Source organism: uncultured Ruegeria sp., from assembly GCF_947489545.1.
GTDB lineage: Bacteria > Pseudomonadota > Alphaproteobacteria > Rhodobacterales > Rhodobacteraceae > Ruegeria.
Window position 1 is genome coordinate 174,361 of sequence record NZ_CANLDZ010000006.1, and the last position, 14,288, is coordinate 188,648.

Annotated in this window: 15 protein-coding genes; 4 read left to right on the top strand and 11 right to left on the bottom strand. The window is 56.8% G+C overall.

Annotated elements, in window-relative coordinates; genetic code table 11:
* The first annotated feature begins 1 nt into the window (after position 1).
* Genes Q1B13_RS11010 through Q1B13_RS11020 form a run of 3 tightly spaced genes read left to right on the top strand, consistent with a single transcriptional unit; the run spans position 2 to position 3,359 of the window.
* Positions 2-1,075, top strand: coding sequence for an AI-2E family transporter (locus tag Q1B13_RS11010; RefSeq protein ID WP_298933293.1), 1,074 nt, complete (start codon positions 2-4; stop codon positions 1,073-1,075).
* Positions 1,076-1,765 (top strand): DnaA/Hda family protein, encoded by a 690-nt coding sequence (locus Q1B13_RS11015; protein ID WP_299079688.1) that lies wholly within the window; start codon positions 1,076-1,078, stop codon positions 1,763-1,765.
* Between the two features lie 49 nt (positions 1,766-1,814).
* Positions 1,815-3,359: a Ppx/GppA family phosphatase gene (locus tag Q1B13_RS11020; RefSeq protein ID WP_299079685.1), complete on the top strand. Its 1,545-nt coding sequence runs from the start codon at positions 1,815-1,817 to the stop codon at positions 3,357-3,359.
* A 12-nt stretch (positions 3,360-3,371) separates the two neighbouring features.
* On the opposite strand, the gene Q1B13_RS11025 is transcribed toward Q1B13_RS11020, so the two are convergent.
* The 6 genes from Q1B13_RS11025 to scpA form a co-directional block, all read right to left on the bottom strand.
* Complete coding sequence (locus Q1B13_RS11025) at positions 3,372-3,743, bottom strand: hypothetical protein (RefSeq protein ID WP_298933300.1); 372 nt, start codon at positions 3,741-3,743, stop codon at positions 3,372-3,374.
* 37 nt (positions 3,744-3,780) lie between these two features.
* Positions 3,781-4,782 carry an endonuclease/exonuclease/phosphatase family protein gene (locus Q1B13_RS11030; RefSeq protein ID WP_298933302.1) on the bottom strand — a complete coding sequence of 334 codons (1,002 nt, stop codon included), beginning with the start codon at positions 4,780-4,782 and terminating at the stop codon, positions 3,781-3,783.
* Between the two features lie 4 nt (positions 4,783-4,786).
* Entirely contained in the window at positions 4,787-5,467 is a 681-nt protein-coding gene (locus Q1B13_RS11035; protein ID WP_299079682.1) for a molecular chaperone DjiA, read from the bottom strand.
* Between the two features lie 45 nt (positions 5,468-5,512).
* Positions 5,513-6,001, bottom strand: a complete 489-nt coding sequence (locus tag Q1B13_RS11040) for a GNAT family N-acetyltransferase (RefSeq protein WP_299079679.1) — start codon at positions 5,999-6,001, stop codon at positions 5,513-5,515.
* A complete protein-coding gene (locus tag Q1B13_RS11045) occupies positions 5,998-6,600 on the bottom strand; it encodes a VOC family protein (protein ID WP_299079676.1) in 603 nt (200 codons plus the stop codon). Before Q1B13_RS11045 ends, Q1B13_RS11040 begins: the two co-directional genes overlap by 4 nt.
* A gap of 135 nt (positions 6,601-6,735) precedes the next feature.
* Positions 6,736-8,862 carry a methylmalonyl-CoA mutase gene (gene scpA / locus Q1B13_RS11050; protein ID WP_299079674.1) on the bottom strand — a complete coding sequence of 709 codons (2,127 nt, stop codon included), beginning with the start codon at positions 8,860-8,862 and terminating at the stop codon, positions 6,736-6,738.
* A gap of 167 nt (positions 8,863-9,029) precedes the next feature.
* Here scpA and Q1B13_RS11055 point away from each other — a divergent pair, with 167 nt between their 5' ends.
* Entirely contained in the window at positions 9,030-9,476 is a 447-nt protein-coding gene (locus Q1B13_RS11055; protein WP_299079671.1) for a DUF4174 domain-containing protein, read from the top strand.
* A gap of 118 nt (positions 9,477-9,594) precedes the next feature.
* Here the strand turns inward: Q1B13_RS11055 and Q1B13_RS11060 are convergent, their stop codons facing one another.
* From Q1B13_RS11060 to Q1B13_RS11080, 5 genes are all read right to left on the bottom strand, one after another.
* Positions 9,595-10,389: a hypothetical protein gene (locus tag Q1B13_RS11060; protein ID WP_299079668.1), complete on the bottom strand. Its 795-nt coding sequence runs from the start codon at positions 10,387-10,389 to the stop codon at positions 9,595-9,597.
* Positions 10,390-10,396: 7 nt separating this feature from the next.
* Positions 10,397-12,442 carry an acetyl/propionyl/methylcrotonyl-CoA carboxylase subunit alpha gene (locus Q1B13_RS11065; RefSeq protein ID WP_299079666.1) on the bottom strand — a complete coding sequence of 682 codons (2,046 nt, stop codon included), beginning with the start codon at positions 12,440-12,442 and terminating at the stop codon, positions 10,397-10,399.
* A gap of 117 nt (positions 12,443-12,559) precedes the next feature.
* Positions 12,560-12,763, bottom strand: coding sequence for a hypothetical protein (locus tag Q1B13_RS11070; protein WP_298933317.1), 204 nt, complete (start codon positions 12,761-12,763; stop codon positions 12,560-12,562).
* 529 nt (positions 12,764-13,292) lie between these two features.
* The gene (locus Q1B13_RS11075; protein WP_298933319.1) at positions 13,293-13,646 is read right to left on the bottom strand and encodes a hypothetical protein; all 354 of its coding nucleotides are present in this window, start codon (positions 13,644-13,646) and stop codon (positions 13,293-13,295) included.
* A gap of 136 nt (positions 13,647-13,782) precedes the next feature.
* Positions 13,783-14,268: a DUF6497 family protein gene (locus tag Q1B13_RS11080; RefSeq protein ID WP_298933321.1), complete on the bottom strand. Its 486-nt coding sequence runs from the start codon at positions 14,266-14,268 to the stop codon at positions 13,783-13,785.
* Positions 14,269-14,288: the final 20 nt, after the last annotated feature.

A 14,288-nucleotide genomic window follows, 5' to 3' on the forward strand; every position in this document is an offset into this window, starting at 1 on the left:
CATGGCTTTGCCGGTAAAGGATCAGCTCAGGTACTGGGGCGTCGTTTCCGCGGTTATCGTGCTGCTGCTTTGGGCGCTTGGGGACGTCCTGTTGCCCTTCGTGATTGGCGGCGCGATCGCCTATTTTCTGGATCCGGTTGCAGACCGGCTGGAAAGACTGGGCCTGTCGCGCATGGCCGCGACTGCAATCATCACAGTCGTCGGGGTTTTGGGGTTTGTCCTGATGATCCTGATGGTTGTTCCCGCCCTGATCACGCAGTTGTTGGATCTGATCGATGTGCTGCCCAGCCTGTTCAAGGAACTACGCGGGTTCATCGAAAAACAGTTTCCGGCCCTTCTCGACCAGGACTCGAACACGCATCAGATGCTGATCTCGTTCGGCGAAACGCTGAAGTCCAAAACCGGGGATGTGCTGCAGACCGTCCTCAGTTCACTGGGATCCGCGCTGAACATCGTTGTTCTCTTGGTCATCGTTCCCGTTGTCGCTGTTTACCTGCTGCTGGACTGGGATCGCATGATCGCCCGGATCGCCGAGCTGTTGCCACGCGACCACGCGCCGACCATCAAACGTCTGGCGGGAGAGATTGACGCGGTTCTTGCGTCATTTGTGCGCGGGATGGGGACAGTTTGTCTGATCCTTGGCACGTATTATGCTGTCGCCCTCATGCTGGTGGGTCTGCAATTCGGCCTGATCGTTGGGTTCATTGCCGGTCTGGTCACCTTCATTCCCTATCTCGGGGCGTTGATCGGCGGCAGTTTAGCGATTGGTTTGGCGCTGTTTCAGTTTTGGGGTGACTGGGCCCATATCGGGTTGGTGGCCGGGATCTTTGCACTGGGTCAGGTGACCGAGGGCAATTTCCTGACACCAAAACTGGTCGGCAGTTCGGTCGGGTTGCACCCGGTCTGGCTGCTGCTTGCGTTGTCGGTGTTTGGCGCCCTTTTTGGTTTTGTTGGCATGCTGATCGCAGTTCCAGTCGCCGCAGCATTGGGCGTATTGGCGCGGTTCGGAACCTCAATGTATCTGGACAGCCGCCTGTATACAGGCTTGCAGGGCCAGGATCAGGAAGACGAATAAATGCCTCGGCAATTGAGCTTTGATCTACCAGCAAAGACTGCGCTGGGACGCGAGGATTTCTTTGTCTCACCAGCCAATGCGTTGGCAGTTGCAATGATATCGGCTACGTCCTGGCCGGGAAACAAGCTGGTCCTCAGCGGGCCGACCGGCGCGGGTAAGACGCATCTGGCACATGTTTGGGCAGCCGAAACAGGCGGGCGTATCGTTCAGGCCACAACACTTCGGTATGATGACGTGCCGGAACTGGCGCAGGCACCAATTGCTGTTGAAGATATCCCCAATATTGCTGGCGATATGGACCAGCAAAAAGCACTGTTTCACTTACACAACCTGGTTCTGGCCGAAGGGCATGCCTTGTTGATGACCGGGCGTCTGGCGCCAAAACTCTGGCAATTGCCCCTGCCAGATTTGCAAAGCCGGGTTGAAGGCGCTCATCATGTTGCGCTGGATCCGCCCGATGATGCCTTGTTGGGCGCGGTGTTGGCGAAACTGTTCCTGGACAGGCAGCTGAACCCTTCGCCAGACGTGATCTCTTACCTGGTCAAACACATGGATCGGCGCTTTGAAACCGCCGCTGATACGGTGGCGCAGTTGGATCAGCTGGCGCTGTCCGAGAAACGCGACATCACCCGCGCTTTGGCGGTTCGGGTTCTGAATTCGGATGTAAATTCAGTTGATGCCGATGATTGACCCGCAAGCATCGATTTCGCATCCTGCGCCTGCAACACCTGGAAAAGATATGGATCAGACTGTCGATGCCGACATCCCGGATTGGGGACCTTTCGGAAAACCTTTGTTCGATGACCCGGGGGCCCGCGCCCTATCGCGGGTTGGGGTTGTCGATGTAGGGTCAAACTCGGTCCGTATGGTGATCTTTGACGGCGCGGCGCGATCGCCCGCCTATTTCTACAATGAAAAAGTGATGTGCGAACTGGGGGCGGGTCTGTTGGAAACCGGCTGTCTCAACCCGCGCGGACGGGAGCGCGCGCTGGCCGCGTTGCGGCGGTTTCAGCAGCTTGCACAGGATCTGGACTTGCCCGGTTTGCATGTTGTGGCCACCGCCGCCGTAAGAGAAGCCAAAGATGGCCCAGATTTTTGCGAACAGGTTCGGGACGAAACCGGATTGCATGTTGGTGTCATCGACGGGCAGGAAGAGGCGCGATTATCAGCGCAAGGCGTGCTTTTGGGCTGGCCCGGTGCTTATGGTCTGATTTGCGATATTGGCGGATCTTCCATGGAGCTGGCCGAAATCGGCGATGGTCAGGTTGGTCGGCGGGTAACCTCTGCCCTTGGCCCGCTGAAGCTGCGCGATATCAAAGGCGGACGACGCGCCCGAAAGGCGCATATCAAATGCACGATGGAAGAGTTGCGCGATCAGATGGGACCACAGCGAGATCGGCTGTTTCTTGTCGGCGGCAGTTGGCGGGCTTTTGCCCGACTGGACATGTTGCGGCGAGGATACCCGCTGAACGTTCTTCATGAATACCGTATGACCACCAAACAAGTGCGCGAAACGATCAAGTTCATCGAAAAGAATGACCGCGACAAGTTGCGCAGTCAGGCGGGTGTTTCAAGCTCGCGCATGGCGCTAGTCCCCTATGCGATGGATGTGTTGGCCCGGCTAATCCGGACCTTCAAACCCAAAGACATCGCAATCTCAAGCTATGGGATTCGCGAAGGGCTGTTGTATGAGCAGATGTCGCAAGAGCAGCGCGACCGGGACCCGCTGATTGAAGCCAGCCGATTTTCCGAATCCAAGGATGCCCGACTGCCCGGATTTGGCCGTCATCTGTATGATTTCGTAACACCCCTGTTCAAATCCGCCCCACCAACACGCATTCGGCTGATCAAGGCGGCCTGTCTGCTGCATGACGTCAGCTGGCGCGCGCATCCCGATTATCGCGCCGAGGTCTGTTTCGACAATGTCACCCGCGCAAATCTGGGCGGTCTAAAGCACTCAGAACGGGTTTTCATTGGTCTCGCCCTGCAACACAGGTATCGCAACAAGCGCGAAGGCAACCGGTTTGCCCCGTTGTACGAACTTTTGGATGAAAAGGACCAGAAGCAAGCCGAGATATTGGGCAAAGCGATGCGCTTCGGGGCAATGCTTTGGATGCACAGTGACGCCAATATGGGCCGGTTGCGGTTTTATCCAAAGAAGCGAGAACTTGAACTGTTTCTACCCAAAGCTGCTGCGTCGCTGTTCAACGAGGTTGCCGAGGCGCGCCTGAGTTCGTTGGCGAACGCGCTGAAATCCGACGCACGTGTCATCGTAAAGGGCTGACCCGGCAGAAAATCAAATATCGGTTACGCCTTCAGATTCTTCTTCGTCAGGTTCGACGTCTTCCGGCGGGTCCTGTGTCGGCTTCTTTCGGATGATGATATCACCGTTCGGCAATATCTCGGGCGTTTCATAAACGCTCCAGTCTTGGATTTCACCAGCCAGCTCCGCTAGTGCAGGACCCATTTCTTCAAAGAATGACTGCATTGCCGGGCCGAACTCATCAGCCAGCCCCAGCAACTCCCCCAGTGCTGGTTCCATTTCCTTGCGCAGGCCTTCGAAAAACAGCTCGGCCCCCTGCTCCATCAGTGACTTACCGTTTTCTTGCGCAATAGTAGGCGCACCTAAGGCACTAACCATCGCACTGATCATCAGAATCCGTTTCATGGGTGAAATATAAGCGACGCAATGCACGCTTGAAAGGTCACAACTCGATATCCAGTGTAACGGGGAAATGATCCGAGGCGGTCAGCAAGGCATCGCGAAGATCAGGCGAGGCCCAGCAAGCTGCATCGCGAAATGGGTGCCAGATGCGCCAAGCGGGTCGGTTGGTCTGCAGGTCTTCGCTGATCATGATATAGTCCAGCAAAGCCTCGAGGAATGTACCCTTGTCCGGGCGCGCAAACCGGGCCGTCGACAGGACGGAACCGGGCCTTGGCCCATGGGCCATGGCCGCGTGTGGATCATACAACCCCGCCTGCAACAGTATTTCCACCGAAGAGCGCCCGAACAAATGTTCGAATTCATCCAGACCCGGCCCGTCATTCAGATCACCCAGTAATATCACCGGCTCGTCCGCACCAATATGCGTTTCGACCCGCCGAGCCAGCCAGATCGCCTGTGCCAGCTGCTTGCGGCGATTGGCAATCGAAATGCGGATCGCTTCATCCCGCGAGTCCGCCCCGTGCGGCGCTTTGGATTTCAGATGTGCGCCGATCAGCCGGAACTCGGAACCTGCATGGGTCCGCACCGCCAGTTCCATTGGTGGCTTTGAGAACTGAATCACATCCTCGGTCGCGTCGATGTCCAAATCGATCCGAAAATCACCATCGAATCGCGGGGCACGCGTCGACGTCACGTCCCCTTTGGGATCATGGCGTGCGGTCAACACATCGCGATCATACAGCAACGCCAATTCCTGATGTGTGTCATTGGCAAACCCCATAAGGGCATTGGATGTACGCAGTCCGAACGCCTCCGCAAATACCTGCAGGGCGCGAACCGTATTCTGGGTCTTGCCGGTGTTCGGCGCTTCGACGATCAGGACGGCGTCCGCATCAATTGCCGTCAGGACTTTGGCGATGGCCTCAATCTGCTGCGCCTTGGTAACGTCATGGCGGCCCGACCAACTGTTGTCGACAATCAGATTGTCTTCTCGGTCAAACAGATTGGCAAACCACTCGATGTTGTAGGTCGCCAATCGCATCTGATCAGGCTCGCACGCCTTTGATTTCGTCCCAGGCGCGATTGATGTCTATCATCTTTTTTTCAGCCAGACGTATGGCTTCCTCAGGCACGCCCCGCGCCATCATCGCATCGGGATGTGTGTCGCGAACCAACTGGCGCCAGATCTTGCGAATGTCAGACACCGGCATATCGCGAGGCACGCCAAGGACCGTGTACGGATCATTTGGCGCATCTGGCACAAACCGTGCCCGCAAAGCCATAAATTGGGCATCGGTCTGGCCAAAGATCTGGCTGACGTCTTCAAGGAATTCATTTTCGTTCGGATGGTAGAAGCCATCGGCCATCGCTATGTGAAACAGCCCCTCCATCAGGTCACACAAGGTAGTGCTGTCTTCTGAGAACATTCGCGCAATTCGCTGCGCGTAATCTCGATATCCTGCGACATCAGTGCGTGCCATATCGAAAACGCGCGCTGCGCCCTCTTCATCCTCGCGCGCGATTTGAAAGACGTCGCGAAAAGCGGTCACTTCGTCCCGTGTCACCTGCCCATCTGCCTTGGCCATCTTGGCGCCCAAGGCAATCACGGCAATCGTGAAGGCCACGGAACGTTCGGGCGGCGTGCGCAGTTTTTCAAAAACAGCGGTCAGGCTTTCGCCTTGGGCGAGCGCGCTGAGCGCATCGGATATTCTAAGCCAGATCGACATGCGCGTACCCTAGCGCTACAAAACCAGACTGTCAGGTGCGACAGATCACTCCGGCGAAAGAATTTTCTGCATTAATACTAGATCCAGCCGTTGACCCCATTTGAACCCCACTTCGGGCAAATGGCCAACTTCGGCAAAACCCAAAGCAGCGTGAAAGGCCACAGCCGCAGGGTTTGCCGAGGATATCCCTGCTATCAACACATGCACGCGTTCTGCCTGTGCCACCTCTTGCAGTTTTGCCATCAAAAGACGACCCAGCCCGCTGCCGCGCACCTCGGGTGCAAGCTGTATCGAATGTTCGCGGCATTGCGCATATCCAGGGCCGGAACGGAAGGGGCCATAGGTGGCAAACCCAATCACTTCACCCTCATGCTCGGCTACAAGGAAGCCGGGACCGCGGGCCCTGATATCAGCGACGATACTTTCAGCACTGCGTTCGTTTGTGGTGAACGTCACCAATGTTTCACGAATAATCGTGTTGGTGATGGAGGTTATGGAACCAGCATCCTCGACCCGTGCCTGACGGATGTTCATTCCAACACACGCATCCCATGTGGTGTCTCAATTTCGGCACGTAACGCCGCTGAACCGGGTTCGAAAACCACATCCTTTAGCTCACCCAAATGTTGTTCCAGTGTCGGCGCATCTGGATGACTGACGATCAACCGTTTCAAACGGCATCCGCTGTCATTCAACATCTGGGCGGGGTGCAGATCGCCCTGCCATTGGATAAGGGCAGGAAACAGATTGTCGTACGGCAAACGGCCATCGGGTGGCACGGCCATCCGCCAGCGTAGCGATCCGCGGGTCAAATCAATCGGCTGACCAACACCATCTGGGAACGCGCACAAGGCCGCTTCGATGTCGGGTACGCGGCAGATCCAATTGGTCAGGCGGGGCTGCCCTGCAAACCGATCCAGATCGAACCATCTTGTGCGTTGCGGGTGGCGCGCATTTGGATCAATGGAAATTGCTTCGAGATAAAGCCCGTCCTTTAGTCCTAACAGCTGATTATGCGTTCCAAACTTCTCATGCTTGCCGCCTTCCTGCAGCTTTACCCCGAGGGCGTCCTCGACATGGGCTGTCGCCTCTTCCAGGGTGGCGCCGGCCACCGCGATATGATCCAGTTCCATAGCACCTCCCAAACACGTTCAGCCTACCGTTGAACCAAATGGGCGCAAGCCTAAGCTGCGCCCATTTTTTCTGCGATTGAGTACCTGCTTCGCCGTCTTTTCGTCCGGCAAGATCTCTGACTTCGTTCCTTAGCTTTAACGGCGTGCCTCAGCGATCAGTCTCAGGATATCCTGCGCAGCCTCGGGAATATTGGTACCCGGGCCAAAGATCGCCTTGACTCCATGGTCATAGAGGAACTGGTAATCCTGTTGTGGGATAACGCCGCCACAGATTACGATGATGTCGCCTGCTCCGGCTTTCTTAAGCTCTTCCACCAGCTGTGGTGCCAAAGTCTTGTGCCCCGCCGCCTGTGAAGAAATGCCAACAACGTGCACGTCGTTGTCCACGGCGTCCTGTGCTGCTTCGGCAGGCGTCTGGAACAGCGGACCTACATCAACGTCAAATCCGATGTCGGCAAAGGCTGTGGCGATCACTTTGGCGCCGCGATCATGCCCGTCCTGCCCCATCTTGACGACCAGAAGGCGGGGACGACGGCCTTCGGTTTCCGCAAATTCCTCGATAGATTTCTGGATCGCAGCAAACCCTTCGTCGCCTTCATACGCAGCCCCATAGACGCCGGCCAGTGTCTTGACCTCGGCGCGGTGGCGGCCAAATTCCTTTTCCATTGCCATGCTGATCTCTCCTACTGATGCACGGGCGCGGGCGGCCTCAACCGCGGCGGCCAGAAGGTTACCGCCGTCGCGGGCGGTATTGGTCAGGGCGTCCAGTGCTGTCTGGCACGCCGCTTCGTCTCGCGTTGCGCGGATGCGTTCCAGCCGGGCAATCTGCGCTTCGCGCACTGCGACATTGTCGACATCCAGAATGTCGATCGGATCTTCCTGTTCCTTGCGGTACTTGTTGACGCCGACGACCACCTCTTCGCCACGGTCGATCATGGCCTGACGGCGCGCAGCACTTTCTTCAATCCGCAGCTTGGGCATGCCGCTGGCAACGGCCTTGGTCATGCCGCCCATCTCCTCTACCTCTTCCATCAAAGCCCAGGCCTTTTCGACCAACTCATTGGTCAGGCTTTCGATGTAGTAAGAGCCCGCCAACGGGTCGACCACGTCCGTCACCCCGGTTTCTTCCTGCAGCACCAGTTGCGTGTTGCGCGCGATGCGGGCAGAGAAATCGGTGGGCAAGGCAATCGCCTCGTCCAGAGCGTTTGTATGCAGTGACTGCGTACCGCCCAGAACCGCGCTCATTGCCTCATAAGCGGTGCGGATCACGTTATTGTACGGGTCCTGTTCCTGCAGAGACACGCCAGATGTCTGGCAGTGGGTCCTCAGCATCTTAGAGCGTTCGGATTTTGCGCCAAAATCCGTCATCACCCGGTGCCACAGCGTGCGGGCCGCGCGCAGCTTGGCGATCTCCATGAAGAAATTCATGCCAATGGCAAAGAAAAACGACAGACGGCCTGCGAACTTGTCCACGTCCATCCCGGCCTCGGTCGCGGCGCGTACGTATTCGCGCCCGTCGGCCAGCGTGTAGGCCAGTTCCTGGACCAGGTTCGCCCCGGCCTCTTGCATGTGATAGCCGGAGATTGAGATCGAATTGAACTTGGGCATATCGTTCGAGGTGTATTCGATAATGTCCGAAATGATCCGCATCGAGGGTTCCGGCGGATAAATATAGGTGTTGCGCACCATGAACTCTTTCAGAATGTCATTCTGAATGGTGCCCGCCAGCAGCGACTTGTCATGCCCCTGCTCTTCGCCCGCAACGATGAAGCTCGCCAGAATCGGGACCACCGCACCGTTCATGGTCATCGAGACCGAGACCTTGTCCAGCGGGATGCCGTCAAATAGGATTTTCATATCTTCAACAGAGTCGATCGCCACACCTGCTTTACCGACATCGCCAACCACACGCGGATGGTCGCTATCATAGCCGCGGTGTGTCGCCAGATCAAAGGCCACCGATACTCCCTGCTGACCTGCTGCCAAGTTACGGCGGTAGAAGGCGTTCGATTCCTCAGCCGTTGAAAAACCGGCGTATTGGCGGATGGTCCAAGGACGGCCCGCATACATCGTTGCCTTCACGCCACGCGTGAACGGCCCGAACCCGGGCATCGATCCCATATGTGGCAGATCAGCGGTGTCTTCCTGCGTGTAGAGCGGTTTGACCTCGATACCTTCCAGAGTTTCCTTGGTCAGGTCGTCCAGCGGTCGTCCGCGCAGTTCTTTCCCGGCTAGCGCGCGCCAGTCGTTGGTGTCAGTCATTGAGTTATCCTCTCGTCATTTCGGATCGCGCAGGGCTAAGCCTGTGCGTAAATGTGTTGGGGGCCGTTGTTTCGAAAACGGCTAAGCGCGACATTTTGAGTGCCCGACGCATTTCGCCGGTCGCATTCGGGCGCATAGGGGCTATATTCAACAGAACAGGAGGCCCCATGAATCGTACGCTTGTCCTTGTTTTTTCGGCACTATTCCCTTTGACCGCTATGGCAGCCGACGGCGCCGCGCCTGTCGATGACGCGTTTGTCCGTCCTGTCGGCGACAGTGAGTTGGCCGATTTTCTGTGGACCCATCGACCGATTGTGGTCTTTGCGGACACCCCGGCGGACCCAAGGTTCCAACAGCAAATCGATATGCTGACAAAGGGCGAAGATGTGATGCGCGACCGCGATGTGGTGGTTCTGACCGATACCGACCCATCTGCCCGCTCCGCAATCCGGTCCGAATTGCGCCCGCGCGGGTTCCAGATGGTTTTCGTCGACAAGGATGGTGTCGTGAAGCTGCGCAAACCCGCGCCGTGGAGCGTACGGGAAATCGGGCGGTCCATCGACAAAACGCCGCTGCGCCAGCGGGAAATCCGTGACCGGCGTGGCGGGAACTGAGCCGCACTGCGCTTGTAAAACCTGTTGGATTCACCTATATTTAGGACATGCAGGGCGTTGTGTCCTGCAGGCAAACAAGGAAAGGGCAACTGAATGGAGAAAGATCCTAACATTCCGTTTACTCCGATCCCTGTGACAGGTCGGACTGGACCGCGGCCGGGTTACTAAGCTTTTTGGCCAGCCTTTCAGCGGCTGGCTGACCTTTATCCGCATATTCCTTGATCAGGCGAAGCGCGAATTGCCCCATGGCAAAGGCGCTTTTTCGTGTTTCAAAATAGTCGCAATACATCAGGATGCGCCGTTCCTGCGCCATATCAGAGCTGCGAAATACATCGCCACGCATATCTTCGGCCTGCGCCGATATTGATTTGATCAGACTGTAATAGGCGACCACCGCATCAATCGTGATGCGAGGCAGGACCTCGATTTCATCAACAAGAGAATCATAGACAAAATCGTGATGCTCGCGCGGGATCAATGGAATGAAATCCGGGTCTGCGGTCATCCGTTCGACCATCGCCTCGGCCTCGTCTTCAGCCTTACCGCGATCCCACAGCACCTGTAGCGTGTTACCAATCTCAGCGTAGAGCGCTTTGTGGTAGTCCCGCAGCTTTTCGGCCTTATCTCGGGATTTCCCGAGTTCGCCGAAAATCGCTGTTGTTAACCAACCTGTCGTGATCACAAAGCCTGCAATAATTGCCGCCCAGATACGTTCATCAAAATCCGTGCGCACGGCCATAATCGCCAGCCCGGTGCCGAAAATGACCAACAGCGGAAGGGCGATATTCAGAATGAATTGCACAAATACGCGGCGCGCCACATGGGCATCCTCGGACAGCCAGAAAGCAATCACGAGGACGGCGCAGGCGCCCACTGCCAACAAAAGCCAGTTATTTGTGAGAAACTCGGTCATCAGCCGACTATTCGAACTCCATGATCACATCATCAACAGCCAGGCTGTCACCCGGGCCTGCGTTGATCTTGGTCACAACGCCTTTCTTTTCAGCACGCAGTATGTTTTCCATCTTCATCGCCTCGACGGTGCACAATGCCTGACCTTCCTGAATCTCCGCGCCGACCTCGACGTTGATCTTAACGATCAGGCCGGGCATCGGGCAAAGCAGCATTTTTGACGTATCGGGCGGTAGTTTCTCTGGCATCATGCGGGCAAGCTCTGCCTGACGTGGGGTGCGTACATGCACCTTAAGATCAGCGCCACGATTGCGAATGCGAAAGCCACCGGATACTTTGCCAACCTTCAGAATTAGCGGGCTGCCGTCGACGTCCAGAACCGCCAACTGGTTCCCTGGCGTCCAATCTGATGCAACTCGTAGCACGCCACCATCCAAGAATGTCACTGTGGAGCCGTCTTGGTCAGCCTCGATAGCGACCTCGAATTCCTGATCTTGCAACGTGACGACCCAGTCAGTGCCAACCTTGCGCTCGTGGTTGTCCATTCGACCGGAGACGCGGGCACGTCGAATTTCTGCGACGCGATGCATCGCTGCGCAGGAGGCTGCAATTCGGCGCAGGTCCGTTTCGGGAAGTTCGACGCCCTCGAACCCATCGGGGTACTCCTCGGCGATGAAAGCGGTTGTCATGTCGCCACTGATGAAAATGGGATGATCCATAACAGCCGACAGGAACGGCAGGTTATGCCCGATACCTTCGACTTCGAAACTGTCCAGCGCCACGCGCATGGATTCGATGGCCTGATCCCGGGTCGGCGCCCAGGTACACAGTTTGGCAATCATCGGGTCGTAGTACATGCTGATCTCGCCGCCTTCATAGACGCCAGTGTCATTGCGAACAGCGGTAGCGCCCGCCGGTGCATCCCCCTGCCACTTACCATTGATCAACATCGGCCCAGCGGCAGTTTCCTGCGGCGGGCGATAACGGGTCAGACGACCGATTGATGGCAGGAAGCCACGATACGGATCTTCGGCATACAGGCGGTTTTCGATGGCCCAGCCCGTCAGGGTGATATCATCCTGTGTGATCGACAAAGGCTCACCAGCAGCGACGCGGATCATCTGTTCGACCAGATCGACACCGGTGATCAGCTCGGTCACCGGGTGTTCCACCTGCAGACGGGTGTTCATTTCGAGGAAATAGAAGTTCTTGTCACCATCGACGATGAACTCGACCGTACCTGCACTGGCATAGCCCACCGCCTTGGCCAGGGCGACCGATTGCTCGCCCATGGCGCGACGGGTCGCTTCATCCAGAAAAGGGGATGGTGCCTCTTCCACCACTTTCTGATTCCGGCGCTGGATCGAACATTCGCGCTCGCCCAGATAGACACCATTGCCATGGCTATCGCACAGAACCTGAATTTCGATGTGGCGTGGTTGGGTTACGAATTTTTCGATGAAAATCCGGTCGTCGCCAAAAGAATTTGCTGCCTCATTCTTGGATGACTGAAACCCTTCACGCGCCTCGTCGTCATTCCAGGCGATCCGCATGCCTTTGCCACCACCTCCGGCACTGGCTTTGATCATCACCGGATAACCGACTTCATTGGAAATCTTCACCGCTGCATCCGCATCCTCGATCAGACCCATATACCCGGGTACTGTTGAGACATTTGCCTCCTGAGCGATCTTCTTTGATGTGATCTTGTCACCCATCGCCTCGATTGCGCCTTTCGGAGGGCCGACAAAGGCAACACCTTCAGTCTCAAGCGCTTCGGCGAATTTGGCGTTTTCCGACAAGAAACCATAGCCGGGGTGGACCGCCTGCGCACCGCTTTGACGGATCGCATCCATGACCTTGTCAATCACGATGTAGGATTGGTTGGCCGGGGCCGGGCCGATATGCACAGCCTCGTCCGCCATCTCAACATGCAGAGCCTGACGATCCGCATCCGAATAGATGGCGACCGTGCCGATGCCCATTTTGCGCGCGGTCTTGATAACGCGGCAGGCGATCTCGCCTCGGTTGGCGATCAGGATCTTGTTGAACATGGTACGTCCTTTGTCTTGAAGGTCTGAAAACGCAAAAACGCCACCACAGGGCATTGACCCCGTAGCGGCGTGTTGCGCGATATGTGTTGGGACGCTGCAGGCCCCAAAGAAGGTGTCTTAGTTACAGTTGTTCTGCGTCTTGCAATACAGCACGTTGCCCGCTGCACCGACCGCAGCGCCGAAAAGCGGGTCGGCGCTAAGGACGGCGGCCCCGACCGCGCCGGCGCCTCCGCCAAGCAACGCCTGTTCGCCAGTGGTGTCGCCGCAGGCCGCAAGGCCCGCACAGGTCGCCAATACAAAGAAAATCTGTGGGATTCGCATGTTGTCTGCCCTTCTGATGTTTTTGACTGCTTTGGGTGCAGTTGCGGGCAGCAGGAGCTCACAGGCAATAAACGATGCTGTTGATCGGTGTTTTGCGCAGAAATCTGCCGCTTTTTGCCCGGAACATGCGCAAAGAAAAACGCGGGCAGGATGATGTGGAAACCACAAGCCTGCCCGCGGAAGGAAGGGGTACGGAATAGTAGGTGCATGTGCGGCGCAGGCAAAATAGAGCCACACGGCTGCATCAGAATGCACGGCACAATCAGGCCCGCAAGCAAAGTATTGTTTCCAGTCAAGATTCCGGCTGGTTTCTGCCCATTCGGCGAAACACCGCGCAAATTCGTGCCGAACACGGTCAGACGACGATTTGCGCTCCAAAGATCGGGAGATCGCGCTGCATCGCAGCGAAATCCGCGCCTTGACAGTGTCGAGCGTCGCCGCATTTGTGCTGCCACGCCTCGACGCCACCTCGCGTGAAGCGATGTTTCATCCGTTGGAACCGAAATATGTGGCGTCACGGCACCCATGATCAGGATGTCTCACCAAAGATGTCGGGAAAAGATGCGCGGGCCACATCCAGGTCGATCACCAGCAAAGCTTCATAGCTTGCAGGATCAAACGGATCTTCTGCCGGAATAACCTCGCGTTCGAACAGCCAACTGATCCGACCCGCATCCAGATTGCCACGTTCAAAAGGCTGATCTCCGAAATGCCCCCACAGCGCCTCCATGAAAGCTGCATCCGCGCGCCTGTCTGCGGGTTTGCGATCACGGAACCTTTCGCGCTTGGTCAGCGGAGTGACGCCTTTTGGGTTGGCCCGACGAATGGTGAACTGAAAGTCCGTGCCTGTCAGACGGCCAGGGAATCCGCGATGTTTCAGCATGTCGGCCCCTCAGTCGCTAGAGTGTTTACCAAGTCGGAAATTTTGCATCCGCCAAAGGATGGGATCATGTTGTGCACCTCCAAAGCCGCACCGTTGGTCTGAGACGCTCTGGGATCATGAAAGCAATGGTTCACGGTCAGAGTCCCTCCCAGATACACCGGGACTGCTCCAGCCGGTAGGCTTCGAAAAACTGTGTCGCATCCGGAGCGGCATCGCCAAAATCAATTGGGCGGTCGGACAGCGAAACAACAACGCGAAACGGCTCTAACTGATGTTGCGCCACGTAAGGAACGGCCAATGTCTGGCACAGGTGCTCCATGTCTTTGGTGGCCACATCGTAGCCGATCCGACCCACTGAGGACCCGATCTTTGGTGCTATGAAACGAAACCGGACCCACAGCTCGCCGGGGTTATTGTCCAGAAGAACGTCGCTCAGATGAACTGGCTGACCCGATGGCACCGGCAACAGTGTTTCTGTCTGAGCCAAAACCGGAGCGCAATGAAAGAAAAGCATCAGACCAATGGCGCAATCCCGGACCCGCCAGCGGCAGGCTCCTCCTTCCGGGATCGCGCGCGCAGCGCTGTTGGCCTGCGCGGTTTTATGTCTGATGGATCGGATCATTCAACTATTTGGCGGTTTTT